Below are 15,171 nucleotides of genomic sequence, written 5' to 3'. Positions count from 1 at the left end.
TCTTAATGCGCTTTAATGCTGTTTTTTATTTTTATTTTTGACGCTACTCGCTTCATGCTCAGCATCGTAACGCTCAAGCTCGTTTACTGCACCTTCTGGCAAAGTTGCATCATACAATTCTCCAGATCGAGCAGCGAAAAAAGTAAGCATTAGTTGACGTTGCAAACCAAACATTTGCTTTTCTTCTTCCGGAGTAGTGTGATCGTAGCCAAGCAAATGCAAAATGCCGTGAATAGTTAGCAACAACATTTCTTCCATAGTACTATGCCCAGCTGCGAGCGCCTGCTGTTGAGCAACCCATGGGCAAATCACCAAGTCGCCAAGCATTCCTTCAGAAACTTTTTCATCGCTTCCAGGAGTAAGCTCGTCCATTGGGAAACTCATAACATCCGTTGGGCCTTCTAGGTTCATCCAACGTTCATGTAAACAGGCAATTGGCTCTGGATCAACAAAAGTAATCGATAAATCCGAATGCGTACTTACTTTCATTTGTTGAAGAACCCACATTCCAAGATCTGAGAAGATTTTAGCGTCAATATTCCACACTGTTTCATTCATGACTTCAATGCTCATGATTTATCCGTTATTCCTCTCAGTAGATTCTTTAGTACGTTCACGTTTTTTACGCTCAAGCATTGCATCGTAATTTTCGTATGCTTCCACAATACGACCAACCAAAGCATGACGCACAACGTCTTCTGCTTGCAAATGCACAAAAGCAATATCTTTAACTTCGCCCAAAATCTTCTCAATAGAAACAAGACCAGAACGCACAACTGCTAAATCAACCTGCGTGCTATCTCCTGTAATCACCATGGTTGTATTAAAACCGAGTCGAGTTAGGAACATTTTTAATTGTTGAACAGTCGCATTTTGCGCTTCATCAAGAATAACAAAAGCATCGTTTAATGTGCGACCTCGCATATAAGCAAGAGGAGCAACTTCAACAACATTCTCGTCAAGATAGCGTTTTAGTTGTGCAGATCCAAGCATATCAGAAAGCGCATCATAGAGTGGGCGCAAATATGGATCAACTTTATCGTTTAAAGTGCCAGGCAAGAATCCTAAGTTTTCGCCAGCTTCAACAGCAGGACGAGTAAGAACAATTCTGCGAACTCTTCCATCTTCCAATGCACGAACAGCTTTAGCAACTGCTAAATACGTTTTTCCAGTACCAGCAGGACCAATTCCAAACGTTACAATATTGCAATCCATTGCTTGCACGTACGCTGTTTGCCCAGCAGTTTTTGCGCGAACAGGATTTCCTCCAGCAAACGTGATCACGCCTTTACTCATTCGAGCTCTTCTGCTCATAGCACGGCGATGCGCTTCTTCGCTAGAAGGCAACAGCTCACTTGAATCTCTTGAAAACTCATTTTCAGCGCGCGAAACAGGATTATTAATTGCATAGGATGAAGAAATAATACTATTTCCAAGCACTCCACCATCATGACCGATACGGTTTATGCGCACATTGTGTTCATCGTTATGCAAAATATCACGCTCAAGCATGCGTCTTACTTCGTATGCATCCATAGGTTGTTCGTAAGCTGCATCAATCATGCGCCTAAACGCATACTCAGCTTTAGCTGCATCTTCATCTGCTCTAGCTGAACGAGCAACAATTTGAACATCTTTGCCTCGCACAGTAATATCTGCTTCTGGAAAAGCATGTTCCACCTCACGCAAACCAGCATCTGCAGCACCTAAAACTGCAACCGAGCTTAATTCGCTAGGAATTTGCACAAAACGCGTAGTACTTTTCGTCACGATTTACAAGCTACCTTCTACAAGTTTTTCGCCAGTTAATACATGAGCATGAACATGAAACACTGTTTGACCAGCATCAATACCAGTATTAAATACGAGTCGATAATCACCGTTGAATTCATCATCAGCAATTTTTTGTGCGACACCAGCAATATGGGCCAAAGTTTCAGGAGCTTTACTAGCAAGCTCAGCAACATTCTTATAGTGATTGCGCGGCACAATCAGCACATGCACTTTTGCTTGAGGATTAATATCTTTAAAAGCAACTACCGAATCGTCTTCATAAACTCTGCTGCTCGGTATTTCTCCAGCAACAATTTTACAAAAAATGCAATCAGCATCAGTATTGTAAGTAATATCACTCATGGTTTCTCCCCTATTTGCTACTAAATGAAATCAATGCCTTAAGCCAAAAGCAATCGACACTCTTCTTATTATTTTACACAATTATGAGCACTTTTAGATACGATTTATGCGATTATTCGTAACGTCCTAAAGCACGCGAAAGAAGAGAAAGAGCTACAGGTCCTGCAGTAGATGCGCGAAGAATATTACTGCCTAAAACGCAGCTTTTAGCACCAGCATCAATAAACATTGACACTTCATCGTCACTAATACCACCTTCTGGCCCAACTAAAACGTAAATAGTACGCTCTTTACCATCCTCCAAACAGCGCTCGCTAAGAGTATTTACTGCTTGTTCTATTTGATTCCAGCAATCAGTTGCGTCTTGATGCAATACAATTACGAGATTTCCGTAAACGCACGCACGCCTACATATTGCAACTATTTGCTTGCTCGAAACACATTCTTGAAGTTCAGGCATCCATGCACGACGAGATTGCTCTGTGGCAGACTGTAAAACTTGGCTCCAACGCTTATCTGTGCGACCAGGTTTCCACTTTGCAATTGAACGATCCGCGCACCAAGGGATTACTTCATCCACGCCAATTTGCGTAGCCATATCAATTGCTTGCTCATCGTGCCCTGTTTTTGCCAAAGCTTGAACAAGTGCAAGTCTAGTCATTCGCGGAGCTTCCCTAGTAAACGCTTCTACACGAACTAAACCATTTTCAACATCCGTCACCTTTGCATGAATGCGCAAGCCTTTGCCGTCAGAAAGTTGCAAAGCATCGCCTTCTAATAGTCGCATGGCAGATATAGCGTGACGTTTTACTTGAGATGGAAGCGCAATCGTCCACCCTTCTTCGATTCCTTCTGCAAGCACAGGAGCATTATCGTGATCAGTATCAAGCAAAAATAAAGCGTCAGTCATAGTTCAAGCCTAACGTGAGGATGCGCCAAGTACTAAAAAATGTTTCTGTGCAAGTATTGTGGCAAACTAGAACAGTACGTATTGGAGGTTTGCAATGAGTAATGAGCTTGGTGATAACACTGCGCTTGTTACTTTGCGTATTTCACGCTTTACTCCATGTAATAAATCTGAAGATGATGCAAACAGTAAACAGACAGAGCGCAAGCGCAGAGAAAGTCCTTTTGCGCGCAGAAAGCGCAGTAATCCTTTCGCAAAACTAGATTCTTCAGAAAATAACATAAATAATTCTTCCGAATCTAGTGAATCCAGAATATCTAGTGAATCCGGTGAATCTTACGAATCTTCTCCAAAACGCATTCAAGGTAAGCATTGGGTTCAAGATTACAGTTTACGCGTTCATTCTACTGACACTATTCTTGACTGTTTACTGACTATTAAACGCACAATCGACCCAACTTTAGCTTTCCGCTACTCATGCGGTCACGGCGTTTGCGGTTCCGACGCTGCAAACGTAAATGGCATGCCAACCTTACTATGCAGTGCAACTATTGGTGCGAACGCACGTCCTGAAAGCACAAATAGCGTGCAATCTCGAGGCTTTAGAAAAACTGGCACTACTAGCAGCTCCTCACAGTCGACAAAATCGCCAACTTTACAGCAAAAATCTAAAGAGACTACCACTTTGCAAAATGGCACTTTTGGTATTATTGAGCTTGCTCCACTTTCAGGATTTGCAGTTCAACGAGATCTTATTTGCGATATTTCGCCTATGATTTCGCAAATAAAACGCTTAGAACCTTATTTGCAAGCATCTAACGTTTCTACGAGGAATACTGAAGGGAAACTCCAGCTTATTGAGTTTCTGCAACATCCTGAGGAACTTAAAAAATTTGAACTTTTGAGCAATTGCATTATGTGCGGTGCTTGCGAAGGAATTTGCCCAATTTACGCAGGCGGAGAAGCCTTTATTGGGCCTGCAGCATTAGTTAACGCGGCTCGTTTTATTTACGATTCCAGAGACAACGCAACAGAGCATCGCCTTGATCTAATAGACAGCAGTGACGGTATTAGCGCATGCCAGTCAGTTAGAGCATGTTCAAGACAGTGCCCTCGCGGAATTGATATTGGCGAAGAAATTTGGCAGCTTACAACGCTTGTAAACGAGCGCAAAAACTCTTAGATTATTCAATTCCAGATGCTATGCGCACTGCCTCTATTGGGTCGTCTGTAACAGCAAACAAGTGCGGATCGAGTGAAGAAATAAAACCTCGTTGAGTTACTGTAGACTTCAGCCAGTCAATCAAACCATTCCAATACGAAGTACCGAAAAGAATAACAGGCACGCGCGCAACTTTATGCGTTTGCACTAAAGTCAAAGCTTCAAACATTTCATCCATCGTGCCAAAACCGCCAGGGCACACAATAATTCCAGAAGAATACTTCATAAACATTGTTTTACGCACGAAAAAATACCGAAATTGCATGCCAAGATTAATCCACTTATTCAAACCCTGCTCATGAGGAAGCTCAATCCCCAATCCTACAGACGTACCACCAGCTTCTGCAGCTCCACGGTTTGCAGCTTCCATAATTCCAGGACCGCCACCTGTAATAACAGCAAAACCGCGTTTTACAAGCTCTGAACCCATAGTACGAGCTAAAGAATACTCAGGATCATCTTCTTTTATTCGAGCAGAACCAAAAATACTAACAGCTTTACCTAACGATGCGAGCGCGTCAAAACCATCAACAAACTCAGCTTGAATACGAAGCGCACGCCATGGATCCGCGCTACGCCAATCCCATCTCTTATCTACTTCTACACCAACTCCAGAAGCAAGCTGCTGATTGTTATCGTTACGAAGAAGCGTCTCTGTAGTGCTCTCCTTAGGAATCATAGAACCGCGCATCACAACAGAACCACGATGATACGTGTTATTCCAAGGTGGAACATCTACTGAAAAATCTTCTTTATTACTATTAAACATGATTTCTCCTAGAAATTTACTTTCAAATATATTGAAAATAATAATTAAAACTAGTCTTCAACTTCATCTAATTCTTCTTCCATATGCTTTGCTTGCATAGAAAGTAAGAAGCCAGAAACTCCTGCAGCAATAATAGAAGCAACAAGAACGCCAAAACGTGCTTCAGCAGACAAATCTGCGTCAGAATACGCAAGCGAGGCAATAAGAAGAGAAACAGTGAAACCAATTCCACACGCACATGCTGTAGGCATTAAGTCTACTACGCGAAGACCATCAGGAACTTTCAAACCTAGAACACGCTTTGATATCCAAGCAGTTGCCATAATTCCAACAGGTTTACCAACAACAAGAGCAATAGTGATGGCAATCAAAATTGGCGAGAAGAACAACTCCCAAGTCAATGTTTCAAAATGCACTCCTGTAGCGAAAAGAGCGAAAATTGGAAGAGCCAATAACGCAGAAACAGGCTGAATTTTTTCACGATAGCGTTCAGCCCGAAGCGTTTTTTCACCATGAACTAAATGCGCCGGAGTTAGCAAACCCACCATTACTCCAGCTAAAGTTGGATGCACGCCAGCTTCATACATCATAATCCAAGCCATAATTCCTACTATTGCAACCAACGGCCATGGAACACGCTTCAAACGCACTAAAGTAGTCCAAACCAAACCGCAAGCAATTACTCCAGCAAACCAATACCATGCGTTAAGAGACGAGAAGAAGACAGCAATAAGTGCTATTCCAAGCAAATCGTCTACTGTAGCAAGAGTCATAAGAAATGCGCGCAAAGCGTGTGGCAAAGTTTTTGCAAATAAAGCAAGAACAGCAAGAGAGAAAGCTATATCCGTTGCTGTAGGTATTGCCCACCCGTCACGAACCATATCAAGCGAAGGTAAAGCGCCAGAAGTAAGACGCATAATCTCCTGCCCAGCATGCAATTCAGAAAATACAGTTACTGTAGCAACAAACAGCAAAGGAGGCACAATCATTCCACCAACAGCACAAATCATTGGCATTGCAGCTGCGCGAGGGTCAGAAAGCGAACCAGCAATAAGCTCATGTTTTAAATCTAAACCAACCGAAAGGAAGAAAATAGTAAGCACGCCATCTTGTACCCAGTGACCAATCGACATGTGTATATTCGTCCACGGAATACCTACATGAGTATGCGATACGGCTTCAAATATTGGTGCGGTTAAAGGAATATTTGCAAGCAATAAGCCGGTAAGAGCGAAACCAAGCATAATTAAGCCAGAAATTCGCTCATTATTTGCAATATTGCGTGCTACTCTCCAACTGCGTCGTATCATATTGTAAATATTTCCTCCACTAAATGCATTTATAACGTTTATAACGTTTTATAGTGCAAAATATGTGATTCGCACTTTTAAGTATAACTGAGAGGCATAAACCGAGCGAGTTGCATACGAATTAAAAAAAAAACGCGGAGCAAAAGCTTCGCGTTTTGTTTGTGCGCCAGACAGGATTCGAACCTGCAACCTTCTGATCCGTAGTCAGATGCTCTAATCCGTTGGGCTACTGGCGCATGTTTCCAGCCTCAAGAACCATGTCCTTGTTTCCGGCAACTTGACTAATATACAACCATCCGCGCTAAAACACAAACCCCGGCGTGTCGACCGGGGTTTGTTGTTAAGAAATGCAAGAATTGATAAATACTCGCTAAGTTGTAAAGATTGAATTATGCTCTGCGCTCAAGCACTTCGTCAACCATTCCATAAGCTTTAGCTTCTGGAGCAGTCAAAATAGTATCCACTTCAATATCTTTACGGATGCGCTCAATATCTTGACCAGTATGCTTTGCAAGAGTTGATTCTAACCAAGAACGCAAACGCAACATTTCCTTAGCTTGAAGCTCAATTTCAGTAGCTTTACCAAAATCTTGACCCATTGCAGGCTGATGGATAAGCACACGAGCATTTGGCAAAATCATGCGCTTACCAGCAGCTCCAGCAGCAAGAATAATAGCAGCAGCAGAAGCAGCCTGACCTAAGCAAACAGTTTGAACATCTGGATTAATGTATTGCATTGTGTCATAAATCGCAGTCATAGCAGTCATCGAACCGCCAGGTGAATTAATGTACATCATCACATCGCGATCAGAATCCATGCTTTCTAAAACAAGCAACTGAGCCATAATGTCGTCAGCAGAAGTGTCATCTACTTGCACACCCATGAAAATAATGCGATCTTCAAACAGCTTAGTGTAAGGATCTTGCGTTTTCATGCCATATGGAGTTTGCTCGCCAAATTGAGGCAACACGTAACGATTAGTAATGCGCTGAGCAGAAGTAACGCCGCCAAAACCAGCTAAACGCTCAGCACGCGCAACAAACTTTGCTTCTTCACTTGCCATAATTACTCCTCACCGCGCATAGAAGCAGGAGTGGTCACAATTTTATCTACGAAACCATACTCCAAAGCTTGCTGAGCTGTAAACCAGTGATCGTATTCGTTATCTCGGTAAATTTCCTCTACCGTATGACCAGTCTGCTTTGCAGTCAATTCAGAAAGCGTTTTTTTCATATCCATAATAAGCTCTGCGTTAATTCGCACATCCGTAGCAGTGCCACCGACACCGCCAGAAGGTTGATGCATAAGCACACGAGCATGTGAGGTAATATAACGCTTACCAGGAGTGCCAGAACTAAGCAAGAACTGACCCATAGATGCAGCCATGCCAACAGCAATAGTTGCAACATCTGGCTCAATTAATTGCATAGTATCGTAAATTGCCATACCAGCAGTAATTGAACCTCCAGGCGAATTAATATACAACCAAATATCCTTCTTAGGATCTTCCGCAGCAAGCATTAACATTTGCGCGCAAATAACATTGGCATTCTCGTCTTTTACTTCAGATCCCAACCAAATAATGCGATCTTTTAGCAACCGATTAAAAATAGAATCAGTTGATGTAGGCGCTTCAGCCTGTTCCATCACAGGAGAAGCTGTAAAAAGCTCAGTCACTATATCTCCTTGTTACCACGTAATTATTTCTACACTACCTTGTGCGCATGACCGCATAGAAAATATTGCGAATATGATTTGAATTGAATGTTTTACGCCAAATTTCTAAAATTTTATTCATATCAACAGATGTAATTTTTACTTATTACCTCACGTTAGTATGCATTATTGAGTATATTTTTATTGGATTATCAATTCATTATAAGGAGTAATTATGGATCCTAACCAATTGCCAGACAACAACTACTCGCCTGCTCCGATGCCAAATAACGAGTATCCAAATAATGGTTACCAAAATAATACATACCCAAATAATGTAAATCCAAATAACGGATACCCAAACAATGGTTATGGAAACAATGGGTACCAGAACAACGGATACCCAAATAACGGATACCAGAACAACAATTACCCTAATAATGTAAATCCAAATAATGGTTACCAACCAAACTTATATCAGAATAATCAACAACCAGTCAACAACTATCCTGCAAACGCTTATCCAAATGCAACAAATACAAGTGCTCATAAGTCAAAATACATTTGGCTTATTGTTGTCATAGTAGTAGCAATAGTTGCAGTAGGTGGCTACGTAATTTCAACTAATCTTAAACCGCATTACAATTGCGCTGCACCAAAAAGCGCAAATATTGAAGAATACGTACATTGCCATCCAGAAGAAGCTAAAAAACTCACTAATGGATTTAATGATGCCACTAGCAGCTCACCATTCAACATAACGTTTGACACTAAAGGTGATCAGCTCAATATAAATGCAAAGTTCAAAAGGCACCTATCTGATTTAGAAATTACAGCGTTAAAGACTGGAATGCAAACATACGGCGATAGCCTCTCGAACTTGATGCCACAATCAGCATCGGATGATATGAAAGAAAAAATTATTGCACCAGTACGAGTGCATTTCATCTTCTCAAACGATGATGGAACTTTTATCGCAGATAAAGAATTCAGCTCTAATAATTAATTAAAAAATAACTAAAGTAATCAACATAACTAAAAAATATTTACTTACAATAAATGCGCCTTTGCTAATACTGAACTAGCATAGGCGCATTTATTTTGCACATATTGTATTTTCCATACTAAAAATTCAAACATTATTTGCGCATAAAAATTTTTGGTATTATCGCTATGCTTCTAGATACAGCACAAGAAACAGCCATCGGAATAATCATAATCATAGGCGCATTCACTAATTGCGCTACCAAAAAAAGCGCAAACCACAATGACTTTCGGCTTGCAGTTAACAGACTTGCAGCGCCAAAAATAGCAGCTATTATCAATATTTTTGGCTGACTTGATAGCATGCCACCAACAACTGGAATGTTCATACTTATAAAACCTACGATCAGCCCTACGCAAGCTCCAGACGACATACTCGGCTGAAGCACACCACCACTTGCGCCAGCTCGAAGAGTGCAACTTGTTAAAATTATTTTTGCAACAAATAGTAGAAGCAAAGTTACCAAAGAGTTTTTGTCAATTGCAATACTTGTTGCAATGTTATATGCGTATTGTGCTAAAGCTCTGCCATTGCCCATAATTGCTGGATTCCACGATGCAACTAATCCTGTCACTAAGCCCATTAGCGGCAAAAAATATAAGATTTGGTAATTGTGAGCACACTTAGAGCGAGCCCAATGAATCATCTTATGGAAAAGAGTGCCAACAATACCGCAAGCAATGCCAACTATAATTGCAAGTAGCAACACAGTCGCGTTGACAATATGGATGTCATCAAGACTTGGCAAACAATAGTAAGATTCATCCCCAAGCACAAAAATAGTAGTCAATGATGCAATTTCACTTATAAATAACGCAATAGCAAAAATACTAAATTTTTGTATAAGCCAATACCATTTCAAACGCTTTAAAGAAGATTTCGATTCGTGAGAAAAACGTGGAATTGCAACCAAACCTAGTGCCATAATCGCACCCGCTATTGGAGTGCGATAAACTCCAGCTAAACCAGCACCAGCAGCACTTGCAACCAAAACGCGAGCTTGAAATTCACTGACTCGAATAAAGCAGAGTAACTTCTGAGTGAGCATTGCAGCTAATTCTCGAGGCGCAACTTCTCTACCTAAACTTGCGCCAGAAGCAACTATAAAAATTTGTAAACATACATGGATAATCGTCGTATTAAATGGCATCGATTGGCCACTAACAGCATGAGCTATATCGACAATACGATTAGAAGATTTTGTCCATAACCACATCCAAATAATTGCAGCAACAGACATCACAATTAATACAACAGCAACATAATGCAATACTGGCAATCCAACTGGCGAAGGTTTAAGAGCAGATTCTGAAAATCCGAACATTACATTTTGCACAGCATGTAGTAACAGAGTTAATAATACTGCACCAACTCCAGCCATAACTGCAACAAAAAAAGCAATAAGACTTAATCGTAAACATGTAAAAACATAGTTCAAACACTTACCAGGTTTTTTACTGTCTACCATTTGCAAATTGCGTTTTTCCATTAGCAGCAGCCTTCCTTACGTTATTTGTTTTTCATTTTATTTGTTTTTCACTTTCTTTAAAGTATAACAACAACACAAAAACCCAGAGCAAAAGCCCTGGGTTTTTAGCAAATATGAGAAAGTATAAACTTTTTTTCTTGCTTGAAAAATACTACTTAGAAAGTTCGTCAGCAACTTCTGCAGCAGCAGAAGCAGCCTTCACGCTTTCGTCTTCGTCATCATCCTCAGACAAGAATGCACTCAAGTCAAGAGCTTCTCCGCCGGAAACGAACTTTACAGCACGCATACCAGCAAGCAAGCCCTTAGAACGAGCAACTTCCTGCACAGCGGAACCAAGCTGACCGTTGTTAACGATTGCGTTAATGAACTGGTTTGGATCCATGCCGTACTGCTGAGCAACAGAAACCAAGAAGTTGGTGACGTCAGCCTGGGAAACAGTCACATCCATCTGTTCAGCCAAAGCGTCAAGAACCATCTGGTCGCGAAGTTCCTTCTCAGCAGCCTGCTGAGCTTCGTCCTTCTGCTTCTTGGTAGCTTTTTCAGGATCAGGGGTCATGCCCTTCAAATGCTCTGAAACAGCCTTGTCCAAAACGCCCTTTGGCACAGGAATTTCAACTTCTTCCTGAAGCTTAACAAGGAATGCGTCACGGGCATTAGTTGCCTGACGACCTTCAGCAGCCTGCTCGCAAGCCTTGCGAATATCTGCCTTCAAATCCTTCAAAGTATCAAACTCAGAAGCTTCCTGAGCAAAATCATCATCAAGCTCTGGCAATTCCTGAGTCTTTACGGAATTAACCTTAACCTTGATCTGAGCCTTCTCGCCCTTATGCTTACCGGACTCGAGAGTACCCTCAAAGGTGGTTTCTTCACCGGCAGAAAGGCTATCCAAAGCCTCATCCAAACCGTCAAGCAACACACCGGAACCGATTTCGTAGCTTACGCCCTCTTGCGCATCAACTACTTCGTCATCGATACGAGCTTCCAAATCAATGTTAGTGTAATCACCCTTAGCTGCAGGACGGTCAACACCAACCAAAGTAGCAAAACGCTGACGGAGGCTTTCCAAGCGCTCCTTGACATCCTTGTCGGAAACCTTTGGCTTCTCAACTTCAATCTCAACGCCCTTGAACTTGTTCAACTTGAAATCTGGACGACGCTCAACTGTTGCTACAAACTTAAGACTTGCATCTGCATCAGTCGACGTTGGAACTTCCTGAACGTCAAATTCTGGCTGATCCATTGGGCGAATCTTCTTTTCTTCCAAAGCCTTAGAATAAAGCTCTGGTACAGCGGAATTTACGGCTTCGCCGGCAACAGCTGCGAAACCGACGCGCTGATCTACAATCTTGCCTGGCACATGTCCCTTACGGAAACCTGGCACGTTAATTTGCTTAGCAATCTCCTTACGAGCTTCTTCCAAAAATGGCTTGAAGTCTTCGAGATCTGCGGTAATGGTGAGCTTAACTTTAGTTGGCTCAAGATTCCTGACGCTGATTTTCACGCTTGCGCTCCTGAAATTACGTTTTTTCTAGCTTCTGCCGTATGGCACAACCGTTACATGATAGCGCGAGTTACGGACTCAGCTACCAATCGGGTTTGCCAATCTCGAGCACCATGCTCACTTAGGAATGTTTTAACATCAATATCTTGCGCATCATCATGCCAGCAAAGATTACGAATAATCTGTGGTTTGATAATAATTTCTGCAGGAGTATGAGTGTATTCAGAAATTTGATTTAACTCAGCTTTTACTCTTTGTAAACGCTCATAACGCTTAGGGTGATGTTCTCGCCAATATTTCATAGATCTAGGAGCGCTTTGTGAATCTTGCATATCCTGTAAATACTGCGAATCTGATGAATCATGGCAATCCTGACAATCGTTAGAACCTTGTGACTCGTCAGTATCTGTTGATTTAAGTACGCTCGTTTTACGAGATTCGCGCGAATTAAGTTGAATAGCTCCATTCGGTAATACTGGATGCACATCATCCATAGCTGTTTCACCAGATTTAGCGCGCAAAATAGCATTCTCTATAACGTTTTTCCAAATAGATGGTTTAATTTTGCGCTGAATTGGAGCGTAACGCTCGAACATTTTGTCTTGCTCACTGCCAGTGTGCATTCGCACTCGCTCATTCAAAGAACGAATAGCACGAAACGCGCGCGCATTACTAGGTTTACGCTTACCAGCTTCAATAATCGCAGCATCAGAAAGTAGCAGAGTTGGCGCAATATCATATTCACGCGCTAAAGCATCTCGCTTTTGCCACAATGCTTTCGCAATAACTAAACCAACACGATCGTGCATAAGCACACTTATATGCGATATTTTAAGCCATGGACGCGGATGCGGAGCTTTCTTTTGTGCACCCTTATTAAGTAAGTGTTTAAATTCTTCTTCCGCCCAGGAAAGCTTACCTTGCTTTTTTAGCTCGCTACGCATTACTTCTTCTAGCTCAATAAGTAATTCAACATCTAAAGCTGCGTAATTTCGCCAATCTCTAGGAAGTGGGCGATAAGACCAATCCGCTGCAGAATGTTCTTTTGCGAGGGTCAAACCCAAATAATATTCGGTTACAGAGCTTAAACCGAAGCGCTTTCTACCAAGTAATTTAGCCGCTATCTCGGTATCAAATAAAGCACGCGGGCGCAAACCAATATCGAAAAATCCTGGCAAATCTTGCATCGAATCGTGGATAATCCAAGGCGCATCTCCTACTGCCTTGTTAAATTCGTTCCAATCAGCTCCAAGTTTTGTAAGTTCTATTGGATCCAGTAACCCTATTCCTGCACCTTTGCGTTTAAACTGAATCAGCCAATCTTCATGACCATATCTAAAACCGGAAGCTCGCTCGGCATCTGCAGCTAAGGGACCAGAGCCTGCTGCCAACAAGCTGCAATAATCTTTATATGCTTCAAGCGTATCAATGACTTCTGGAACTCCTTCTCTAGGCTCTTTTAAAAGCTTTGGTTCCTCGTTCAAGTACGCCTCCCGATTTGCATGCTTTAGCCAAATTCTTACGTTTTTTGCAACTTATTCTGTACTTTTTGCAAAATGTTGCGCAAGATATATTTAAGCCGTGTTATAGATTATGCATCTTTTAACACGGCTTCAACTTTCGCACACAACTACGACTATTCAAAAAATAAATAATCAATTAAATAATCAATCTGTTTTATTGTTTGATCTTATTGAGTTATGCTCTTAACAAGCTTGGTTTTAAGGAATCTAGTAAGAGTAAATGCGACTGCCGAAACTAAAACTGTTGGGATAACGTAGACAGTATGTAAACCTAAATCTCTTATTGGGAAAGTGGCAAGTTCTGTAGCAATGGTTATAGCAATAGATATTATTGGCACTTCAATAAGAAGTTTCTTATCGAAAGCCGCAACGATATTTATCGGCAACAAAATTATCGGCAAAACAATTAAAATAATAAGCGCTGTGCCAAAGCCAAACTGATCGTTACACCGTGCAAAAATAGCTAACGCTAATGCAAAAGCTAATGCAATCCAACAACCTATTCTGCGCTTCATTGCGTATCCTTTCTCTAAAAAGGGTGTTTGTGTAATTATACAAAAATCCTTCAAAAAAAAACAATACAATACGCAAAAATTGCCTAAAACGCATCGAGGTTCAGTCTAGTACACAACAAAACCGTGGTCTTTGAACTGGTTTACAACTCGCTCTTTTAGTGCCCTAGAAGGTCCTTTTTGATTCTCAAGAGGGTACGGTATTCGAAGCTCATGCCACTTTGGGCGACCTAGTTGATGGAAGCCAAGCACGTCAATATGCTCAACAGCATCCCCAAACGAATCGCAAATCTCAGCAACTTTTTCAACGTTTTCTTCGCTGTCAGTCAAACCTGGAACAAGCACAAAACGCACCCAAATCTTCTTACCAGCCTTTGCCAAGCGCTGACCAAAGTCAATAGTTGGCTGAAGCAAGCCGCCAGTTACTTTTTTATACGTTTCTTCAGTTCCTGATTTAACGTCAAGAAGGCAAAGATCAATGTCTTCAATCATTTCGTCCGTGTAATTACGATTCAAAAATCCCGAAGTATCTAAGCAAGTATGCACGCCCATTTCTTTTGCAGCACGAAAAACTCTAGATACAAAAGCTGGTTGCATCATGGACTCGCCGCCAGAAAAAGTGATTCCGCCGCCTGTTGCCTTAAAAAGACTTTGATAACGGTCAACTTTTTTAATCATCGCATCTAAGTAGACTGGCTTGCCGTCGCGCATTTTCCAAGTATCAGGATTTTGGCAGTACTGGCAGCGAAGCGGGCAACCGCTCATAAACACTGTCATACGAGTTCCCGGGCCATCAACAGAAGTGTTAATATCCCACGAATGCACAAACCCAATATCGCCTGTTTTAAGAGCAACAAGGCGATCTTTTCGATCTAGCCCAATTGGGGATTCAAAGCCGGAAAGTCCACCCATTAAAGTTTGACGAGCATACTCTTTTGACTCTTTGAGCATATGCTGAGTAGTAGTACGAAACGCTGTGTTTTCAGCCATCTAACTGCCCTCCAAACTATTTATAAATAAATAATAAATAATATACTCAATTAACAAAAGCCGGGAGCGAAACTAGCCTCGCTCCCGGCGGTGTTTAGCAATCGACCAAA

Annotated in this window: 14 protein-coding genes, 1 tRNA gene and 1 pseudogene; 2 read left to right on the top strand and 14 right to left on the bottom strand. The window is 41.6% G+C overall.

Annotated elements, in window-relative coordinates; all coding sequences use genetic code 11:
• Positions 1 to 12 precede the first annotated feature (12 nt).
• From ybeY to HXT26_RS02245, 4 genes are all read right to left on the bottom strand, one after another.
• On the bottom strand, positions 13 to 573 hold the full coding sequence (gene ybeY, locus HXT26_RS02260; RefSeq protein ID WP_064340645.1) for an rRNA maturation RNase YbeY: 561 nt from the start codon (positions 571 to 573) through the stop codon (positions 13 to 15).
• 3 nt (positions 574 to 576) lie between these two features.
• A complete protein-coding gene (locus tag HXT26_RS02255; protein WP_174163857.1) occupies positions 577 to 1,770 on the bottom strand; it encodes a PhoH family protein in 1,194 nt (397 codons plus the stop codon).
• A gap of 3 nt (positions 1,771 to 1,773) precedes the next feature.
• Complete coding sequence (locus HXT26_RS02250) at positions 1,774 to 2,136, bottom strand: histidine triad nucleotide-binding protein (RefSeq protein ID WP_004106318.1); 363 nt, start codon at positions 2,134 to 2,136, stop codon at positions 1,774 to 1,776.
• Positions 2,137 to 2,248: 112 nt separating this feature from the next.
• Entirely contained in the window at positions 2,249 to 3,046 is a 798-nt protein-coding gene (locus tag HXT26_RS02245) for a 16S rRNA (uracil(1498)-N(3))-methyltransferase (protein WP_174163855.1), read from the bottom strand.
• Positions 3,047 to 3,140: 94 nt separating this feature from the next.
• Between HXT26_RS02245 and HXT26_RS02240 the strand changes: the two genes are divergently transcribed.
• Entirely contained in the window at positions 3,141 to 4,226 is a 1,086-nt protein-coding gene (locus HXT26_RS02240) for a succinate dehydrogenase/fumarate reductase iron-sulfur subunit (protein ID WP_004106320.1), read from the top strand.
• A 1-nt stretch (position 4,227) separates the two neighbouring features.
• Here HXT26_RS02240 and HXT26_RS02235 read toward each other — a convergent pair whose 3' ends face one another.
• The 5 genes and pseudogenes from HXT26_RS02235 to HXT26_RS02215 all read right to left on the bottom strand — a co-directional run bounded on the left by HXT26_RS02235 (position 4,228) and on the right by HXT26_RS02215 (position 8,022).
• Positions 4,228 to 5,034 (bottom strand): TIGR00730 family Rossman fold protein, encoded by an 807-nt coding sequence (locus tag HXT26_RS02235; protein WP_422112065.1) that lies wholly within the window; start codon positions 5,032 to 5,034, stop codon positions 4,228 to 4,230.
• A gap of 71 nt (positions 5,035 to 5,105) precedes the next feature.
• A pseudogene (locus HXT26_RS02230) lies at positions 5,106 to 6,344 on the bottom strand (Na+/H+ antiporter NhaA); the annotation flags it as partial.
• 162 nt (positions 6,345 to 6,506) lie between these two features.
• Positions 6,507 to 6,580 (bottom strand) — tRNA-Arg (locus tag HXT26_RS02225).
• A gap of 153 nt (positions 6,581 to 6,733) precedes the next feature.
• Positions 6,734 to 7,408, bottom strand: coding sequence for an ATP-dependent Clp protease proteolytic subunit (locus tag HXT26_RS02220; protein WP_004106323.1), 675 nt, complete (start codon positions 7,406 to 7,408; stop codon positions 6,734 to 6,736).
• 2 nt (positions 7,409 to 7,410) lie between these two features.
• A complete protein-coding gene (locus tag HXT26_RS02215) occupies positions 7,411 to 8,022 on the bottom strand; it encodes an ATP-dependent Clp protease proteolytic subunit (RefSeq protein ID WP_004106325.1) in 612 nt (203 codons plus the stop codon).
• Positions 8,023 to 8,236: 214 nt separating this feature from the next.
• Here HXT26_RS02215 and HXT26_RS02210 point away from each other — a divergent pair, with 214 nt between their 5' ends.
• Positions 8,237 to 9,007 carry a hypothetical protein gene (locus HXT26_RS02210; RefSeq protein ID WP_004106326.1) on the top strand — a complete coding sequence of 257 codons (771 nt, stop codon included), beginning with the start codon at positions 8,237 to 8,239 and terminating at the stop codon, positions 9,005 to 9,007.
• Between the two features lie 133 nt (positions 9,008 to 9,140).
• On the opposite strand, the gene HXT26_RS02205 is transcribed toward HXT26_RS02210, so the two are convergent.
• From HXT26_RS02205 to pflA, 5 genes are all read right to left on the bottom strand, one after another.
• Positions 9,141 to 10,535 (bottom strand): chloride channel protein, encoded by a 1,395-nt coding sequence (locus HXT26_RS02205; protein WP_422112064.1) that lies wholly within the window; start codon positions 10,533 to 10,535, stop codon positions 9,141 to 9,143.
• A gap of 151 nt (positions 10,536 to 10,686) precedes the next feature.
• A complete protein-coding gene (gene tig, locus HXT26_RS02200) occupies positions 10,687 to 12,036 on the bottom strand; it encodes a trigger factor (RefSeq protein WP_012914242.1) in 1,350 nt (449 codons plus the stop codon).
• Positions 12,037 to 12,089: 53 nt separating this feature from the next.
• Complete coding sequence (locus HXT26_RS02195) at positions 12,090 to 13,520, bottom strand: HRDC domain-containing protein (protein WP_422112063.1); 1,431 nt, start codon at positions 13,518 to 13,520, stop codon at positions 12,090 to 12,092.
• 206 nt (positions 13,521 to 13,726) lie between these two features.
• Positions 13,727 to 14,074 (bottom strand): hypothetical protein, encoded by a 348-nt coding sequence (locus tag HXT26_RS02190; RefSeq protein ID WP_004106331.1) that lies wholly within the window; start codon positions 14,072 to 14,074, stop codon positions 13,727 to 13,729.
• Positions 14,075 to 14,179: 105 nt separating this feature from the next.
• Entirely contained in the window at positions 14,180 to 15,061 is an 882-nt protein-coding gene (gene pflA, locus HXT26_RS02185; protein ID WP_004106335.1) for a pyruvate formate-lyase-activating protein, read from the bottom strand.
• Positions 15,062 to 15,171: the final 110 nt, after the last annotated feature.

Source organism: Gardnerella sp. DNF00497B (assembly GCF_049262725.1).
Taxonomy (GTDB): Bacteria; Actinomycetota; Actinomycetes; order Actinomycetales; family Bifidobacteriaceae; genus Bifidobacterium; species Bifidobacterium leopoldii.
Note: the sequence above shows the minus strand (reverse complement) of the source record. Positions and strands in the feature narration are given on the sequence as shown.

Bases quoted from the DNA above. Each gene is read 5' to 3' on its own strand.
- HXT26_RS02250 (WP_004106318.1), bottom strand. From the start codon at position 2,136: ATGAGTGATATTACTTACAATACTGATGCTGATTGCATTTTTTGTAAA.
- HXT26_RS02190 (WP_004106331.1), bottom strand. From the start codon at position 14,074: ATGAAGCGCAGAATAGGTTGTTGGATTGCATTAGCTTTTGCATTAGCG.
- HXT26_RS02205 (WP_422112064.1), bottom strand. From the start codon at position 10,535: ATGGAAAAACGCAATTTGCAAATGGTAGACAGTAAAAAACCTGGTAAG.
- HXT26_RS02220 (WP_004106323.1), bottom strand. From the start codon at position 7,408: ATGGCAAGTGAAGAAGCAAAGTTTGTTGCGCGTGCTGAGCGTTTAGCT.
- pflA (WP_004106335.1), bottom strand. From the start codon at position 15,061: ATGGCTGAAAACACAGCGTTTCGTACTACTACTCAGCATATGCTCAAA.
- ybeY (WP_064340645.1), bottom strand. From the start codon at position 573: ATGAGCATTGAAGTCATGAATGAAACAGTGTGGAATATTGACGCTAAA.
- HXT26_RS02245 (WP_174163855.1), bottom strand. From the start codon at position 3,046: ATGACTGACGCTTTATTTTTGCTTGATACTGATCACGATAATGCTCCT.
- HXT26_RS02235 (WP_422112065.1), bottom strand. From the start codon at position 5,034: ATGTTTAATAGTAATAAAGAAGATTTTTCAGTAGATGTTCCACCTTGG.
- HXT26_RS02210 (WP_004106326.1), top strand. From the start codon at position 8,237: ATGGATCCTAACCAATTGCCAGACAACAACTACTCGCCTGCTCCGATG.
- HXT26_RS02240 (WP_004106320.1), top strand. From the start codon at position 3,141: ATGAGTAATGAGCTTGGTGATAACACTGCGCTTGTTACTTTGCGTATT.